This is a genomic window from Streptomyces sp. NPDC096132, from assembly GCF_044763345.1.
GTDB lineage: Bacteria > Actinomycetota > Actinomycetes > Streptomycetales > Streptomycetaceae > Streptomyces.
The window spans coordinates 54,734-68,865 of the sequence record NZ_JBIWGA010000003.1 but is presented as its reverse complement, the minus strand read 5'-3'; the positions used below and the strand labels follow the sequence as shown (position 1 = coordinate 68,865).

Below are 14,132 nucleotides of genomic sequence, written 5' to 3'. Positions count from 1 at the left end.
GCTGCCGCGGCGGTGAGCTGCGGGAACGCGCAGGTAAACCTTACCGTACGCGGGCGGGTGCCGGGGTCGGCGCCTGGTGGGGCGTGGGGAGCGGCGGGCGGCCGGAGCGGCCCGTGGGTACCAGGAGGGCGGCGAGGGCCGCGCCCAGGCAGAGCAGCGCCAGCAGGGTGAAGCCGTGGGTGTAGCCGGAGTCGTAGGGCAGGCCCGAGGGCTGGAGCCGACCGGTGACCAGGACGCTGGTCACGGCGGCGCCGATGGAGCCGCCGATGGTGCGGATGTTGGCGTTCATGCCGGTGGCGGCGCCGGTCTGTTCGGCGGGGACGCTGCCGACGATCAGGTTGGCCATGGAGGCGAAGGCGAGACCGATACCGAGGCCGAACACGCCCGCGACGAGGGCGACTTGCCACTGCCGGTCGTGCCAGAGGGCGAGGAAGCCCAGGGCGAGCGCGCCGAGCGCGGCACCGGTGGTCAGCAGGGCCTTGGCGCCGAGGCGGGGTTCGAGGCGGCCGCTGAGCACGCCGGAGACGAACATCGCGAGCAGCATCGGCAGCATGAGCAGCCCGGAGGCGGTGACACTGGCGCCGAAGCCGTAGCCGGCCGTGCTCGGGGTCTGGACGAAGCCGGGCAGGAAGGACCAGATCGCGTACATGCCGGCGCCGAAGAGGAGGGCGGCGAGGTTGGTCGTCCACACGGCGGGCAGCCGCATGACGCGGAGGTCGATCAGCGGGGTGCGGGAGCGGGCCTCGGACCGCAGCCACAGCGCGAACAGGGCCACGGCGAGGGCGAACAGGCCGGTCACCCGGGCCGAGCCCCAGCCCCAGCGGGTCGCCTGACTGAGCGGCAGCAACAGCGCGACCAGCCAGCCGGACAGGAGCACGGCACCGAGCCAGTTCACCTGTCCGGCGCCCCGGTTGGGCGACTCGGGTACGTACCGTACGGCGATGAGCGTGGCCGCGGCGACGATGGCGACCGGGATCCAGAACAGCCAGCGGTAGTCGAGCGCGGAGACGATCGGGCCGGCCGCGACCATGCCGACCCCGCCGCCCGCGGCGATCACGGCGGACAGGTTGCTGATCCGGCCGGGGACGGCGGACGGGGCGAACTCGTCCCGGATGATGCCGAAGGAGAGCGGGAACAGGGCGCCGCCGACGCCCTGGACGACCCGGGCGACGATGAGTGCGCCGATGTTCGGCGCGAGCGCGGCGAGCAGACAGCCCGCCAGGACGGCCAGCAGGACGCCGACGAGGGTGCGCTTCTTGCCGATCAGGTCGCCGACCCGGCCGAGGATCGGGGTGAAGACGGAGGCGGACAGCAGATACGCGGTCATCACCCAGGTCGCGGTGGACTGCGAGGTGTGCAGGGCGTGCTGGACCGTCGGCAGGGCCGGGGCTATCAGCGACTGCAGCATGGAGAACACGCCCGCACCGGTCGCGAGGACCGCGAAGGTGAGACGGGTGGACTTGCGGGGCATCAGGAGCCTCTCCGAACGCGAGACAGGGAGCAAGCGGTCGCCGCGCGAGGGCGCGGCAGAGGGCTTGGAAAGGTCTGTACGGCCTCGGACTGTTAAAGTGGAGGCACCCCTCCACTGTAGCGGAGGCACCCCTCCGGTTCAACCGAGCCCGCCCCAGGAGGCAGCAGTGACGGCTCAGCCGTTCCCCGTCAGCGAGATCGTCGCGGCCCAGCGCCCCAGCCGTAAGGACGCCGCCCGCAACTTCGACGCCCTGCTCGCGGCCGCGCGCGAGGCGTTCGCCGAACACGGCGCCGAGGCGTCCCTGGAGGACATCGCCCGGCGCGCGGGCGTCGGGATCGGCACGCTGTACCGGAACTTCCCGACCCGCCGGGCGCTCTTCGAGAGCGTCTACGCGGACGAGGTCAACGCGCTGTGCCGGTCGGCCGTGGAGTTCGCCGACCGGGAGCCGTGGGAGGCCCTCACCGCCTGGCTCGACCGGTTCGCCGGTTACATGGTCACCAAGCGGGCGGTGCGCGAGGCGCTGGAGGACGAGTCGGAGATCTTCCAGGCCTGCCGCGGTTCGATGTACGCGGCGGGCGGCCCGCTGTTCGAGCGGGCGCAGCAGGCCGGGGTGGCGCGCACCGACATGGACTTCGGGGACCTGCTGCGGCTGGTCGCCGGCGTCACGGCGACCGCCTTCACGGACGACGCCCAGCGCGACCGCGTCCTGGCCATCGCCCTGGACGGGGTGCGCGCCGGGCGTTGAGCGGCGGGATCAGCCCGTCAGCGGGTGCTGCGGGTCCAGCAGCTTCGCGATCCGCTCGGTGACCGTCTGCGCGGTGTTGCCCGAGGGCGCGTTCGGCCCCACCGTCGTGGACACCGCGATGGACAGCCGCTTGTGCGGCTCGTACGCCATCACGGCCGCGTAGCCGAAGAAGGACGGGTTCTGCACCACCCAGCCGTTCTTGACGATGACGCCGACACCGAAGTGGAAGTCCTCGGTCTGGGGCAGGCAGACCGAGGCGGGGCACTTCCCGGTGGGGTGGCCGAGGCCCACCGTGCCCGGGTTCAGCTGCGTGCGGAAGTACTTCGGGGAGAGCAGTTCGCCCGCTCCGACACCTCGCCCGGAGCGGGCGAGGTCGCAGATGTTCTGGGTCAGGACCGCGCCGGGGGCGGTGGTCCAGGACGGGTTGAAGTAGGTGGACTCCTCGTAGAGGCCGCGCTCGTCGTCGTAGGCGTGCAGGACGGGCCGCGGGATGACGGCGGTGTCGTTGCTGACGGTGTTGCGCAGGCCGAGCGGGCGGTAGACGCGCTCGCGCAGCAGCCGGTCCAGCGGTTTGCCGGAGATCTTCTCCAGGATGCGGCCGAGGAGCTGGAAGTTGGCGTGCGAGTAGCTCCAGTTGGTGCCGGGCCGGTACCAGAGCGGGTGGCTCAGGGAGATCCCGACGACCTCCTCGGGCGTCCAGTGCTGCCACGGGTCGGCGTAGAGCTTCTTCAGGAAGACCGGGTCGGTGACGTAGTCGTGCAGACCGGAGGTCGAGTCGCCCAGCATGCGCAGCGTGATCTTCCTGCCGTGCGGCAGGTCGGGCAGCCAGCGGGAGACCGGGTCGTCGAGGCCGGCCTTGTGCTCCTCGACGAGCTGGAGCAGCACCGTGCCCATGAAGGCGATCCCGACCGAGCCGGTCCGGAAGTGCATGGCGGGGGGTGGCGGGCACGTCCGTCATGGACTCGCCGACCGCGCCGGTGACCAGCTCACGCTTGCCGACGGTGACCCGGAACAGGGCCGCCTTGAGGTCGAGGTCCTTCTTGGCCTTGCGGACGATGTCGAGGACCTTGCGCGCCTGGCCCTGCGGGTGCCGGGTGGCCGTGCAGCCGTGACGGTGCCGGTCGGGCGCCGAGGCCGTGGCCGCCGCCGCGGGGACGGTGGTCGCGAGGAGGGCGGCGGCGCACAGCACCGCCGTACGGGTACGTGTCATACGCGCACTATGGGCAGGCGGCCGCGACGGCCCTGAGGCCAACACTCCGGAGCCGCACCCCTGGAACCCGTACGGAGGAGTTGACAGCATTTTGGTCTGACCTTTGAATGGTTCGCACGTCATGGTGCGCACTTCGCACGCATCCGGCAGAGGGGTGTCCCCGCCGTGGACTTCGAGCTGACCGAGGACCAGAACACGATCCGCAAGGCCGTCGCCGGGCTCCTGAAGGACTTCGACGACCGGTACTGGATGGAGAAGGACCGCGACCACGCGTTCCCCGAGGAGTTCTACGCCGCCGTCGCGGGCGGCGGCTGGCTGGGCATCACGATCCCGGAGGCGTACGGCGGCCACGGCCTCGGCATCACCGAGGCCTCGCTGCTGCTCGAGGAGGTCGCGCGCTCCGGCGGCGGGATGAACGCCGCCAGCGCGATCCACATGTCGATCTTCGGCATGCATCCGGTGGTGGTGCACGGCTCCGAGGAGCTGAAGCGCCGCACCCTGCCGCGCATCGCCTCCGGTGATCTGCACGTGTGCTTCGGGGTGACGGAGCCCGGCGCGGGCCTCGACACGACGAGCATCACGACGTACGCCCGCCGGGAGGGCGACCACTACGTCGTCAGCGGGCGCAAGGTGTGGATCTCCAAGGCGATGGAGTCGGAGAAGATCCTGCTGCTCACCCGGACGTCGAGGCTCGACGAGGTCGGCCGGCGCACCGACGGCATGACCCTGTTCCTCACCGACCTCGACCGCGCCCGGGTCGACGTCCGCCCGATCCCGAAGATGGGCCGCAACGCGGTCACCTCGAACGAACTGTTCATCGACGACCTGCGGGTGCCGATCGAGGACCGGGTCGGCGAGGAGGGCGAGGGGTTCCGCTACCTCCTCGACGGCCTCAACCCGGAGCGCATGCTGATCGCGGCGGAGGCGCTCGGCATCGGCCGGGTCGCCCTGGAACGGGCCGTACGGTACGGCCGCGAGCGCGTGGTGTTCGGGCGGCCGATCGGTATGAACCAGGGCGTGCAGTTCCCGCTCGCCGACGCCCTCGCCCGGCTGGACGCGGCGGAGCTGGTGCTGCGCAAGGCGACCTGGCTCTACGACCACGGGCGGCCCTGCGGGCGGGAGGCGAACACCGCCAAGTACCTGTGCGCGGACGCCGGTTTCACCGCCGCCGACCGGGCGCTGCAGACACACGGCGGGATGGGCTACTCGGAGGAGTACCCGGTGGCCCGCCTCTTCCGCGAGGCGCGTCTCCTGCGGATCGCGCCGATCAGCCAGGAAATGATCCTCACCTACCTGGGATCGCACACACTGGGACTCCCGAGGAGCTACTGATGACCGACCAGTCGGGTCTGTTCGATCTCACGGGGCGCTCCGCGCTGGTCACCGGCGCGGCCGGCGGCATCGGTTCCGCCGTCGCCGAGGCGCTCGCCCGGGCGGGCGCGGCGGTGCTGGTGACCGACGTGGACGAGGCGGCCGCGGCGGCCGTCGCCGGGAAGCTGTCCGCGGCCGGGCATACGGCGGACAGCGCGGCCCTCGACGTGACGGACCGTACGGCGGCCGACGCGGCTGCGGCACGGGCGGCCGGGCTCACCGGCGGCACCCTGCACATCCTCGTCAACAACGCCGGGATCACCGCCCCGGCCATGTTCGACAAGCTCACCGAGGACTCCTTCCGGCGGATCCTAGACATCCACGTCCTGGGCGCCCACCGCTGCACCCGGGCGGCACTGCCCTTCCTGCCCGGGGACGGACGCGGGCGGATCATCAACGTGACGTCCTCCGCCGGCCTGATCGGCACCCTGGGCCAGGTGAACTACTCCGCCGCCAAGGCCGGGATCATCGGCCTGACGAAGTCCCTGGCCCGCGAACTGGCCCGCAGGAACATCCTCGTCAACGCCCTCGCCCCGCTGGCGGCGACGCCGATGACCGAGACGATCCGGACGAACGAGAAGTTCGCCCCCCAGATGCTCACCCGCATCCCCCTCGGCCGCTGGGCCCAGCCGGAGGAAGTGGCCGGCGCCTTCGTCTTCCTCGCCTCGGACGCGGCGTCCTTCGTCACGGGTCAGGTGCTGCCGGTGGACGGGGGCCTGGTCATGTGACATCCGCCGACGCCTCCGTATTGAATGGTCCGACCGAAACGGACCCTGACGAGAGGCCTCACACCGTGCCGCACTCCGAGCAGCCCACCCCCCGTTTCGAGCCGCTGACCGTGCCGAAGGCCTCGGACGTGCTCGCGGCGGAGGTGCGGGAGCGGATTCTGTCCGGGGAGTTCGGGGAGGGTACGGCGCTGCCGCCGGAGCGGCAGCTCGTCGAGCAGACCGGGCTGAGCCGGGCGACCGTGCGGGAGGCGTTGCGGATCCTGGAGGTCGAGGGGCTGCTGGAGATCCGGCCGGGGCGCGGGGGCGGCGCCTTCGTGCACCGGCCGGGGCGGGAGTCCCTGGCGAACACCGTGCAGCTGGTGATCCGGGGGCAGCGGATCCGGCTGGAGGCGCTGCACGAGACGCGGGAGGCGATCGAGCCGGCCTGCGCCGCGCTGGCGGCCCGGCGTCGCTCCGAGCGGGATCTGGAGGAACTCGACGCGGCGCACGCGGAGTTGGTCGGCGCCGGTGCGGACGTCCAGCGGTTTCTGCGCGCCAACGTGCGCTGGCACACGGCGGTGGCACGGGCCGGGGGCAACGAACTGCTCATCGGTTTCATGAGCGCGCTGTCCCGGTCCATCCACGCGGCCACGGACCTGGAGACCTTCCTGGACGCCGACATCCGCGACCTGACCGCCCGCGCCCACGCGCGGATCACGGAGGCGATCCGCTCCGGCGACGAGGCGGCGGCCGCGCGCCGGATGACCCGGCACGTCTGCGGCTTCGCGCGGGCGGCGGCCGAGGTGGACGACCGCACCTCCATCTGAGACGTCCACATCCGCGGCGTTTGGCACCGGAGCCATCTGAGAATGTGATTCTCCAATTCGCGCAACACCATTGACAGTTTCGGTCTGACCTTTACTACCATCCCGGTATGAGCGAGGTGAGTCCCGTACTGACCGTGGCCGCCGACGGCGACATCCGTATCGTCACGCTGAACCGCCCCGACCGGCTGAACGGTGTGTCCGAGGACCTGCACCGCAGGCTCTCCGAGGTGTGGCGCGAGCTCGCGGAGGACGGCGAGGCGCGGGCGGTCGTCCTGACCGGCGCGGGCCGGGCGTTCAGCGCGGGCGGCGACTTCGACCATCTGCGCCGCCACCACACCGATCCGGAGCTGCGGGAGCGGTCCATCCGGCTGGACCGCACGATCCAGACGGAGATGATCCGCTTCCCGCTGCCGGTCGTCGCGGCCGTCAACGGCCCGGCGGTGGGCCTGGGCTGCTCCCTGGCCCTGGCCTGCGACCTGGTCCTGATGGCGCAGGACGCCTACCTGGCCGACCCGCATGTGTCCGTCGGCCTGGTCGCGGGCGACGGCGGGGTCACCCTGTGGCCCCTGCTGACGAGCCTGCTGCGGGTGAAGGAGTACCTGTTCACCGGGGACCGCATCCCGGCCGCGACCGCGGTCGAGCTGGGCCTGGCCAACCGGGTCGTGCCCGGCGACCGGCTGCTCGACGAGGCCCTCGCCCTCGCCCGCCGGCTCGCCGCCCAGCCCGCCGAGGCACTGCGCGCCACCAAGGCGGCGCTCGCGGCGGTGGTCGAACAGGTCTCGCGGGGCGGCATGGAGGCCGCGCTGCTGGCCGAGCGGGCCACGATGACCAGCCCGGACCACATCCGCATCGTCGAGGCGCTCGCCTCCCGGGCCGGCCGCACGGCCGACCGCCCGGCGGCCGCCGAGGAGGGCTGAGGAGCGTGGAGTCCGAGGAGTTCCTGCTGGTCCGCGATCTGCTGCGGTCGTTCGCCGCCCGTCACCGGATCGGCTCGGCCGACGAGGCGAAACCCGCCGCCCGCGCGGCCGCACAGGAGGCGCTCGACGCGCTGGGCCTGGCCGACCTGCGCCGCACGGCCCTGCCGGTCGCCTCCGTGCAGGAGTGCGCGCTGCTCGCCGAGGAACACGGCCGCAGGCCCCTGACCACGTCCTTCATCGGTACGGTCCTGCTCGCGCCCGAGCTGACACGCCTGGTGGGAGACGTGGACGGCACCCCCACCATCGCCCTGGCCCCCGATCTGCGCTTCCCGCCCGCGCGCCCCGGCGAACTCGTCGCCTGGGACTGCGAGGGCGCGGACAGCGCGCTGTGCGTGGACGCCGAAGGGACCGTGACCCGGGCCGAGTTGGGGGACCCGGCACCCACCGCCGACCTGCTCCGCGCGGTCCGTACGGCACGCCCCGGCCCCGTCGTCGGACGGCTCGGCCCCGAGGCCCTGCGGCGCTGGCAGGCGTACGCCCTGGTGGTCGTCGCGAGTGAACTCGTCGGCACGGCCCGGGAGTTCGTCGCCCTGAGTGTCGACCACGCGCGTGAGCGCCACCAGTACGGCCGGCCGATCGGCTCCTTCCAGGCGGTACGGCACCTGCTGGCCGACGCGACGGTCCTGGTGGAGGCCGGGACGAGCGCCACCCGGTACGCGGCCTGGTGCCTGGACCACGAGCCGCCCGGCCGGGCGCTCACGGCGGCCCGGGTGGCCAAGGCGGAGGCCGGCTCCTCGGCGGTGGAGGCGGTGTACGCGGGCATGCAGGTGTTCGGCGGGATCGCCCAGACGTGGGAGCACGTGGCCCATCTGTATCTGCGCAGGATCCTGGTGGGCGCGACCCTGCTCGCGACGACGGCCGACCTGCTGCCCACCCTCGCCCTGGCGGAACCGGAGACCACACCATGACGGTCACCACGGACGCTCCCCTCGACTTCGGCGACCCCGCCGACCTGGAGCACCTGCGCACCGCCTTCCGCGCCTGGCTGGCCGGGCACCCGCTGCCCGAACGCCTGCCGGACGAGCCGGTCCCCGTCTTCCTCCACCGCTGGCACCGCCTGCTGCACTCCGGCGGCTGGGTCGGCCTCGACGTGCCCGAGGAGTACGGCGGCCGTGGCCTGACGTCCCTTCACCAGGTGGCCGTGAGCGACGAGTTGGGCGTACGGGGCGCACCCGGTGTGCCCCGCGTCGGCTATCTCGCGCACGCCCTGCTGCGGTTCGCCTCCGAGGAACAGCGCCGCCGGCTGCTGCCGCGGATGCTCGCCGGTGACGACGTGTGGTGCCAGGGGTTCAGCGAGCCCGGCGCCGGCTCGGACCTCGCCGGGATGACCACGTACGCCGACCGGCACGACGACGGCCACTACACCGTGCGGGGCCAGAAGCTCTGGACGAGTTACGCGCAGTACTCCGACCACTGCCTCCTGCTGGCGCGCACCGACCGCGCCGCTCCCCCGCACGCCTCGATCACCGCGTTCGTGCTGCCCCTCGACCGGCCCGGGGTGACCGTGCGCCCGCTGCGGGCGGCCAACGGCGACGACGAGTTCTGCGAGCTGTTCCTGGACGACGTACGGCTCGCGGAGTCCGAGCGGATCGGGGCCGAGGGGGACGGCTGGGCGCTGGCGATGACGACCGTGTCGTACGAACGCAACGCCCTGGACACCGGGCATCTACCGAAGTACGGGCTGCTGGTGGAGCGGTTGCGGCGGACCGCGCGCGAGCGTCGCGGGGCGCTGCCGGACGGGCTGCTGGCGGAGATCGGGCAGTGCGTCACCGACTACCAGGTGCTGGTCGCGCACGCCCGCCGCCGGATCGCCGAACGACTCGCCGGGCAGGACGCGGGGCCGGAGTCGTCCGTCGACAAACTGCTGATGACACGGGCCGAACAGCGTCTGTACGCGACGGCGTTGAAGGTGTTCCCGCAGGAGGTGCACGGGCCGGGCGGGAACATCTTCGCCGAGTACCTCTACTCCCGGGCCGCCTCCGTGTACGGCGGTACGTCGCAGATCCAGCGCAACATCATCGCCAAGCGCCTGCTGCGCCTGACCGACGGAGCCGACTGATGGGTCAACCCCAGCCTCAACCCCAGCCTCAATCCGAACGTCAACCCCGCCGTCACGACCGGGAGTTCCGGAGCATCCCCCACGTCATCCGGCTCGCCGCCCGCCGGTTCGGGGACGCGACGGCGCTCGTCGACGGCGAACTGCGGCTGAGCTTCCGCGACATGGAGGAGCTGATGCTGCGGGCCGTCCGGTCGGCCGTCGCGCTCGGCATCGGGCCGGGCGACCGGGTGGGTCTGTGCGGGCCCAACTCGGCGGAGTGGATCGTCGCCGCGCTCGGCATCCAGGGCGCCGGTGGGATCGTCGTCCCGCTCAACACCCGTTTCAAGGCGGGCGAGATCTCCTACATCCTGCGCAAGTCCGGCGCCAAGGCGCTCTTCGCGGCCGCCTCCTTCCTGGGCACCGACTACATCGCCGATCTCGTGAAGGCCGACCCGGGGCTGCCCGCGCTGGACCGGACGGTCTCGCTGCTCGGACCGCGCGGATCGGCCCGCCTGACCTGGGACGAGTTCCTCGCCTCGGGAGACGGCGCGGACGTGGACGCGCGGGCCGCCGTCGACCGGCTCACCCCGGACCACGTCTCGGACGTGATGTTCACCTCCGGCACCACCGGCCACCCCAAGGGCGTGATCCTCACCCACGGCCAGTCGCTGCGCGCCTACGGCTGGATGTCCGAGGAGTACACCTTCCGCGCCTCGGACACCTTCCTGGTCGTCCCGCCGTTCTTCCACTGCTTCGGCTACAAGGCGGGCTGGCTCGCGTCCTTCCTGCACGGCGTGACCGTGGTCCCGATGGCGGTCTTCGACGCCGGACGGGCGCTGGAGACCATCGAGCGGGAGCGGGTGAGCATCCTCCTCGGGCCGCCCACGATCTTCCACGACCTGCTGGGCCACCCCGACCGGGCCGCACACGACCTGTCCTCCCTGCGCGTCTCCATGACCGGCGGCACGACGATCCCGGAGGCCCTGATCCACGCCATGAAGAAGGAGCTGTCCTTCGACATCGTGCTGAGCGCGTACGGGCTCACCGAGTCGACGGCGCTGGTCACCACGACCCGCCCCGGTGACCCGGAGGAGACGGTCGCCCGCACCACCGGCCGCCCCATCCCCGGCGTCGAGGTGCGTATCGACGGGGACGAGGAGGGCGTCGGGGAGATCCTGGTGCGCGGCTACAACGTCACCTCCGGCTACTGGGACGATCCCGCGGCGACCGCCGAGGCCGTCGACCCCGACGGCTGGCTGCGCACGGGGGACGTCGGGCGTCTCGACGTGGCGGGCAACCTCTCGATCGTCGACCGCAAGAAGGAGATGTTCATCGTCGGCGGGTTCAACGCCTACCCCGCCGAGATCGAGAAGCTGCTCCTCGGCCACGAGCCGATCGCCCAGGTCGCGGTCGTCGGCGTGCCCGACGAGCGGCTCGGGGAGGTGGGCTGCGCCTTCGTCGTCCCCCGGCCGGGAGCGGCGGTCACCGAGGCGGACGTGGTGGCCTGGGCCCGGGAGCACATGGCCAACTTCAAGGTGCCGCGCCATGTGCGGTTCGTGGACGAACTCCCGCGCAACGCGAGCCAGAAGGTGCTCAAGCACGAGCTGCGCGCACGGTTCGGGAGCCGCTGAGATGGGAACGGAGGGGCCGCTCGCCGGGATCACGGTCGTGGCGCTGGAGCAGGCGGTGTCGGCCCCCATGTGCAGCCGCACGCTCGGGGACTTCGGGGCGCGGGTCATCAAGGTGGAGAACCCCGGGGGCGGAGACTTCGCCCGGCACTACGACGACGTGGTGGGCGGTCTCGCCGCGCACTTCGTGTGGGTCAACCGGGGCAAGGAGTCCGTCGCCCTGGATCTCAAGTCGCGGGCGGGGAGGGACCTGCTGCACCGGCTGCTGGACCGCGCCGAGGTCCTCGTCTCCAATCTCGCCCCCGGCACCACGGCCGGGCTCGGGCTCGCACCGGCCGACCTGGAGGCGCGCCACCCCGGTCTGATCGCCGTCGAGATCGACGGGTACGGCCCCGGCGGCCCCCTCTCCCACAAGCGCGCCTACGACCTGCTGGTCCAGGCCGAGTCGGGGGCCTGCGCGGTCACGGGCCGGCCGGGACAGCCGGCGAAGCCCGGGCCGCCGGTGGCCGACGTGTGCAGCGGGCTGTACGCGGCCCTGTCCGTGATGGCGCTGCTGTGCGGCCGGGGGCGCGGACAGGCGCCGTCCGCCCCGGGCCCCGCCCCGGCACCGGTCTCCTCGGTGGCGGTGAGCCTCTTCGACACCATGGCCGAGCTGATGGGCTACCCGCTCACCTACACCCGGCACTCGGGCGTCGAGCAGCAGCCGCTCGGGATGAGCTCGCCGGCCGTGTCGCCGTACGGCGCCTACCCGACGGCGGACGGGCAGACCGTGGTGCTGGGGACGACGAACGACCGCGAGTGGGACCGGCTCGCCCGCGAGCTGCTGGAGCGGCCCGACCTCGCGGACGACGCGCGGTTCCGCACGAACCCGGGCCGGGTCGAGCACCGGGCCGTCCTGGACGCCGAGATCGCCGCCTGGTGCGCGCGGCACGACCTGGCGTACGTCCAGGACCGGGCGGACGCCGCCGGCATCGGCAACGCCCGCTACAACACGCCGAGCGAGGTCCTCGTCCATCCGCAGCTCGCCGCCCGCGGCCGCTGGCGGGAGATCGACACGCCGGCCGGGCCGGTGCCGGCCCTGCTGCCGCCGCCCGTGATCGACGGCTACGACCCGCCGATGGGCGCGGTGCCCGCCCTGGGACAGCACACGGACGCCGTACTCGCCGAACTCGGGCTGTCCGACGGGGAGATCGCGGCGTTGCGGGACCAGGGGGCGGTGCGATGAGCGTGCTCCTGACGGGGGACGCGGACGGTGTGCGCACCCTGACCCTCAACCGTCCGCACCGCAGGAACGCCCTCGACGCGGAGCTCTGGGAGGCGCTGCGGGCCGCCCTGACCGAGGCGGGGCGGGACCGGGGCGTACGGGCCGTGGTGCTGACGGGTGCGGGCGGGGCGTTCTGTTCCGGCGCCGACCTCCCCAAGGAGATCAGCACCGCTCATCCCCTGTACCGCATGCGGACGCTGACGGATGTGGCGCTGCTGCTGCACGAGCTGCCGGTGCCGACGGTCGCCAAGGTGACCGGGCCGGCGGTGGGCGCGGGCTGGAACCTGGCCCTCGGCTGCGATCTGGTGGTGGCGACCCCCGGGTCGACGTTCTCGCAGATCTTCGCGCGGCGCGGGCTCTCCCTCGATCTGGGTGGCTCCTGGCTGCTGCCGAAGCTCGTCGGTCTCCAACAGGCCAAGCGGCTCGCCCTGTTGGCGGAGACGGTCGATGCCGAGGAGGCCCGCGCGCTCGGCCTGGTCACCTGGGTGGTGGACGCCGGCGCGGTGGACGCCTTCGTCGACGACCTGACCGCCCGGCTGACGGCCGGACCGCCGGTCGCGCTCGCGCAGACGAAGGCGCTGCTCAACGAGGGTGCCGATCGCACCCTGCGGGACGCCCTGGCGAGCGAGGCGCGGGCGCAGTCGGTCAACTTCGCCTCCGCCGACGCCCCGGAGGCGTTCGCCGCGTTCGCGCAGAAGCGCACGCCGCGCTTCACGGGCCGCTGGGCGGTACCGGGACGAACGGAGGACACGTGATGCGGGAAGCGGTGATCGCGGCGGCGGTGCGCACGCCGGTGGGGAAGCGGGGCGGAGGGCTGGCGGGCGTCCACCCGGCCGACCTGTCCGCCGCCGCGCTGACGGGCCTGGTGGACCGGACCGGGCTGGACCCCGGGAGCGTCGACGACGTGATCTGGGGGTGCGTCTCCCAGGTCGGCGACCAGTCGAGCAACATCGGGCGGTACGCGGTGCTCGCGGCGGGCTGGCCGGAGAGCGTGCCCGGGACGACGGTCAACCGGGCCTGCGGGTCGAGCCAGCAGGCGCTGGAGTTCGCGGTCCAGTCGGTGCTGTCCGGTCAGCACGAGGTCGTCGTGGCGGGCGGTGTGGAGGTGATGAGCCGGGTGCCGCTGGGCTCGGCCAAGGCGGGGGGCATGCCGTACGGTCCCCAAGTCCGCGCCCGCTACGACGCCTTCTCGTTCGACCAGGGGATCTCCGCCGAACTCATCGCGCGCAAGTGGGGGTTCACGCGGACGACACTGGACGCGTTCGCGGCGCTCTCGCACGAACGGGCGGCGGCCGCGCAGGACGCGGGCGCGTTCGAGGAGCAGATCGTGCCGGTGGCGGGCGTCCTGGCCGACGAGGGGATACGGCGGGGCAGCAGCGTCGGGACGCTCGCCCGGTTGAAGCCCTCCTTCCAGGAGGACGGCGTGATCCACGCGGGCAACGCCTCGCAGATCTCGGACGGGGCCGCCGCCCTGGTCGTCACCACCCCCCGGAAGGCCGGGGAGTTGGGGCTTGCGCCGCTCGTGCGGTACCGGGCGGGCGCGGTGGTCGGGTCCGATCCGGTGCTGATGCTGACCGGTCCGGTCCCGGCGACCGAGAAGGTGCTGCGGAAGGCCGGGGTGGGGCTGTCGGAGGTCGGGGTGTACGAGGTGAACGAGGCCTTCGCGCCCGTACCGCTGGCCTGGCTCGCCGAGACCGGCGCAGACCCTGAGCGGCTCAATCCGCTCGGCGGGGCCATCGCGCTCGGCCATCCGCTGGGCGCGTCCGGCGCCGTCCTGATGACCCGCATGATCCACCACATGCGGGCGCGCGGCATCCGCTACGGCCTGCAGACCATGTGCGAGGGCGGCGGCACCGCCAACGCCACCCTCGTCGAACTCGCCTCCTGACGGGAG

The 14,132-nt window shown here is 72.9% G+C and carries 13 protein-coding genes; 11 read left to right on the top strand and 2 right to left on the bottom strand.

The features are described from left to right. Nucleotides 1-40 precede the first annotated feature (40 nt). Nucleotides 41-1,471 (bottom strand): MFS transporter, encoded by a 1,431-nt coding sequence (locus tag ACIRF9_RS08065; protein WP_403818137.1) that lies wholly within the window; start codon nucleotides 1,469-1,471, stop codon nucleotides 41-43. A gap of 166 nt (nucleotides 1,472-1,637) precedes the next feature. Between ACIRF9_RS08065 and ACIRF9_RS08060 the strand changes: the two genes are divergently transcribed. Next, the gene (locus ACIRF9_RS08060; RefSeq protein WP_403818136.1) at nucleotides 1,638-2,216 is read left to right on the top strand and encodes a TetR/AcrR family transcriptional regulator; all 579 of its coding nucleotides are present in this window, start codon (nucleotides 1,638-1,640) and stop codon (nucleotides 2,214-2,216) included. A 9-nt stretch (nucleotides 2,217-2,225) separates the two neighbouring features. Here the strand turns inward: ACIRF9_RS08060 and ACIRF9_RS08055 are convergent, their stop codons facing one another. Continuing rightward, complete coding sequence (locus ACIRF9_RS08055; protein ID WP_403818134.1) at nucleotides 2,226-3,146, bottom strand: serine hydrolase domain-containing protein; 921 nt, start codon at nucleotides 3,144-3,146, stop codon at nucleotides 2,226-2,228. A 445-nt stretch (nucleotides 3,147-3,591) separates the two neighbouring features. Between ACIRF9_RS08055 and ACIRF9_RS08050 the strand changes: the two genes are divergently transcribed. The 10 genes from ACIRF9_RS08050 (at nucleotide 3,592) to ACIRF9_RS08005 (ending at nucleotide 14,126) form a co-directional block, all read left to right on the top strand. After that, the gene (locus ACIRF9_RS08050) at nucleotides 3,592-4,758 is read left to right on the top strand and encodes an acyl-CoA dehydrogenase family protein (protein ID WP_403818132.1); all 1,167 of its coding nucleotides are present in this window, start codon (nucleotides 3,592-3,594) and stop codon (nucleotides 4,756-4,758) included. Beyond that, a complete protein-coding gene (locus tag ACIRF9_RS08045; RefSeq protein WP_403818129.1) occupies nucleotides 4,758-5,525 on the top strand; it encodes an SDR family NAD(P)-dependent oxidoreductase in 768 nt (255 codons plus the stop codon). Before ACIRF9_RS08050 ends, ACIRF9_RS08045 begins: the two co-directional genes overlap by 1 nt. A gap of 65 nt (nucleotides 5,526-5,590) precedes the next feature. Then, the gene (locus ACIRF9_RS08040; protein ID WP_403818126.1) at nucleotides 5,591-6,331 is read left to right on the top strand and encodes a FadR/GntR family transcriptional regulator; all 741 of its coding nucleotides are present in this window, start codon (nucleotides 5,591-5,593) and stop codon (nucleotides 6,329-6,331) included. Between the two features lie 107 nt (nucleotides 6,332-6,438). Next, nucleotides 6,439-7,248, top strand: coding sequence for an enoyl-CoA hydratase/isomerase family protein (locus ACIRF9_RS08035; protein ID WP_403818123.1), 810 nt, complete (start codon nucleotides 6,439-6,441; stop codon nucleotides 7,246-7,248). 5 nt (nucleotides 7,249-7,253) lie between these two features. Next, the gene (locus ACIRF9_RS08030) at nucleotides 7,254-8,216 is read left to right on the top strand and encodes an acyl-CoA dehydrogenase family protein (RefSeq protein ID WP_403818120.1); all 963 of its coding nucleotides are present in this window, start codon (nucleotides 7,254-7,256) and stop codon (nucleotides 8,214-8,216) included. Further along, nucleotides 8,213-9,367 carry an acyl-CoA dehydrogenase family protein gene (locus ACIRF9_RS08025; protein ID WP_403818117.1) on the top strand — a complete coding sequence of 385 codons (1,155 nt, stop codon included), beginning with the start codon at nucleotides 8,213-8,215 and terminating at the stop codon, nucleotides 9,365-9,367. Before ACIRF9_RS08030 ends, ACIRF9_RS08025 begins: the two co-directional genes overlap by 4 nt. Further along, the gene (locus tag ACIRF9_RS08020) at nucleotides 9,367-10,977 is read left to right on the top strand and encodes a FadD3 family acyl-CoA ligase (protein ID WP_403818115.1); all 1,611 of its coding nucleotides are present in this window, start codon (nucleotides 9,367-9,369) and stop codon (nucleotides 10,975-10,977) included. Before ACIRF9_RS08025 ends, ACIRF9_RS08020 begins: the two co-directional genes overlap by 1 nt. Nucleotide 10,978: 1 nt before the next feature. Next, nucleotides 10,979-12,199, top strand: coding sequence for a CaiB/BaiF CoA transferase family protein (locus ACIRF9_RS08015; RefSeq protein WP_403818112.1), 1,221 nt, complete (start codon nucleotides 10,979-10,981; stop codon nucleotides 12,197-12,199). Next, entirely contained in the window at nucleotides 12,196-12,993 is a 798-nt protein-coding gene (locus tag ACIRF9_RS08010) for an enoyl-CoA hydratase/isomerase family protein (protein ID WP_403818109.1), read from the top strand. Before ACIRF9_RS08015 ends, ACIRF9_RS08010 begins: the two co-directional genes overlap by 4 nt. Then, the gene (locus ACIRF9_RS08005) at nucleotides 12,993-14,126 is read left to right on the top strand and encodes a thiolase family protein (protein WP_403818106.1); all 1,134 of its coding nucleotides are present in this window, start codon (nucleotides 12,993-12,995) and stop codon (nucleotides 14,124-14,126) included. The genes ACIRF9_RS08010 and ACIRF9_RS08005 overlap by 1 nt, the downstream gene beginning before the upstream one ends. The last annotated feature ends 6 nt before the right edge of the window (nucleotides 14,127-14,132 follow it).